The organism is Gelidibacter sp. (assembly GCF_035515035.1).
GTDB lineage: Bacteria > Bacteroidota > Bacteroidia > Flavobacteriales > Flavobacteriaceae > Gelidibacter.
Genome location: NZ_DATJCA010000005.1, coordinates 1 through 2,312, shown reverse-complemented (window position 1 = coordinate 2,312; position 2,312 = coordinate 1). Strand labels below are relative to the sequence as shown.

Here is a 2,312-nt window from a genome sequence, read left to right as displayed (position 1 = left end):
CCAATTCTCATCGTACACAGGTAAATTGATGTCCTTATTGTTAATCTTAAAGAAGGTGAGATTGAAACGTAATCTATTATTTAGCCAATGGGTTTTAATTCCAGTTTCCAATTGATCGAACCGTTCATTGCCCAATTCATTGCCGTTGACGTCCAATCGTGTGGCAGTTCGTGGATAGGAACTATTGGTGTAGGATGCAAATAGGTTTAGATTCTTAAATGGCGTAATGATTACGCCTCCCAACGGGTTAAAGGCATCACTCTGGGTCGTTTCTGTAGCTGTTATGGTTTGTGTTTTGCTGTAACGAGCGCCTAAAAAGGTTTTTAAGTATGGATTGAAGGTGATCACGTCCTGTGCTACAAATCCAATGGCTTTCGACTTAGCTCCTAAAACTGTTGCCTCAGGAAAATTGAGATTGTCTGGTAGACCATGAGGATTGGAAGTAAACACATCTATAACATCTACATTGGAAATCCTCATTGATGATGTACTGTAATCTGTAGTTCGATAATCGAACCCTACCTGGAAGGTATGCGAAATTCCACCAGTTTCAATTTGGTCACCTATTAAATCAAATTGTAATACACTATTATTATCCTTCCGGGTCGAAACAGAATAGCCTCGATTTCTTTGGTTATAGATGGGTTCGCCTGAAGTGTCCTTGACAACGTTCCCCAAACTGGCACCTTTATCATCCAAATCTAAATTGGATTTATAAAAAGCACCATTCAAACTCAGCTTATCGCTTAGCTTTCTTTCAAATCTTATAGCGTAAGTGGTATTGGAGGTTAAGGATTTATCATTCTCAAAACCTAAAAATCGATTATGAGGCAAGTCATAGATTTTGTTCTCGTCATTTTCTCCAAGATTTACGGTCCCAAGGTCCGGAGTTCGACTGTCTTCAAAATAATCCATTTCCAAAGTAAATGTCGTATTGTCATCTGGTTTCCATTCTAAGGAAGGGTTGATATAAAATCGGTCTGAAGACACCATGGATCTATAACTGTCTGAGCGTTCAAGCGCAGTGTTTACCCGGAATGCAACTTTTTGGCTCTCTACCAATGGACCGTAAACATCAAAGGTGGACCTCACCTGTCCATAGCTTCCCACTCTTAATCCTGCAGTCCCGCCAAAGACATATTTCGGTGTTTTGGTCACCAGATTGATAACACCGCCGGGACTTCCCAAATCGGTGGCCACACCTTGCGTAATTGAAGCAGCACCCTTTAACACCTGAATATTATCCACACCTTGCATATCGGTCAAGATGCCGGTTCCTCTAAAATCTGAATGGACGCGAACCCCGTTTTTTAAAATTGGGATGCCTCTGAACCCACGTGAAGACATACTTTCTCTTTTATTGCCATAGGTTGCAAAAGTGTAAACACCGGGAACATTTTTGGTCGCATCTGAAATGGTCAGATTTCCCTGTTGCTGAATTAGCTTATCTGAAATAATTGAGATGCTCTGTATTTGCTCATAAGGAGCCAAAGGCAAACGGGTCAAGGCCTCTATTTTATCCGGATGTTTAAATCGACTTCCAAAAATTTCCACTTGCTCCAATTGAGAATCATCAATTAATTGGAACGACAATCTTATGTGTTCGTTGCCATGGATTGTCACTGTTTTGACCACAGATTTATACCCAACGAAAGATGCTTTTATTTTATAGTCGCCAGGCGCTAAATTAAGTAATTCATAATACCCATTTTCATCTGCAGATGTCCCCTTCGCAGTATTTTCGACAACAATGGAGGCAAACGGAATTCCCTCTTGATTTTGGTTAGTAATAGTACCAGTGATTTTTGATTGTGCAAACGACAATTGTATTGTCAGAAGCATGAACAGACTTATGTATTTGATCATAGTTATTTAGAATTGTTGATGAAATTGAAAGGATTAAATGATAGAGTGATTTGAGACCCCGATGTGATAGTATTTTTGTTATACGGAATCAAAATGTCCCGTTTTGATAAAATTGAATGCGATATTTTCATATGGTTTGATTTTAGAATTAATTGTTTAAATATTTATTTATTGAATCTCTTAATTTTTACAATAACACCATCAAGATTTTTCTTATCCAAAACTTTCAGAATAGTGATGCATGCTGACATTGGTCTAACGAAAGGCGCATGACAATTAGGTGAAACGTCTATTTTTCTTCAGGGTCATTTAGAATAAATGATGGGAATGGCTTCTGAGGCCACAGATTCTTTCCTTCTGTCGGTAACAGATCTGTCCTCCGCAACGCCCGCCTTCCAATATGAATAAGCATAAAGCTCATCTGTGCTCCAATTTCTTTCTTTACG

Annotated in this window: 1 protein-coding gene; it reads right to left on the bottom strand. The window is 38.9% G+C overall.

The window, feature by feature from the left end; genetic code table 11:
- Nucleotides 1–1,842: carboxypeptidase-like regulatory domain-containing protein (locus VLZ86_RS00230; RefSeq protein ID WP_325447512.1), on the bottom strand; the 1,842-nt coding region annotated here is incomplete at its 3' end.
- Between the last annotated feature and the right edge of the window lie 470 nt (nucleotides 1,843–2,312).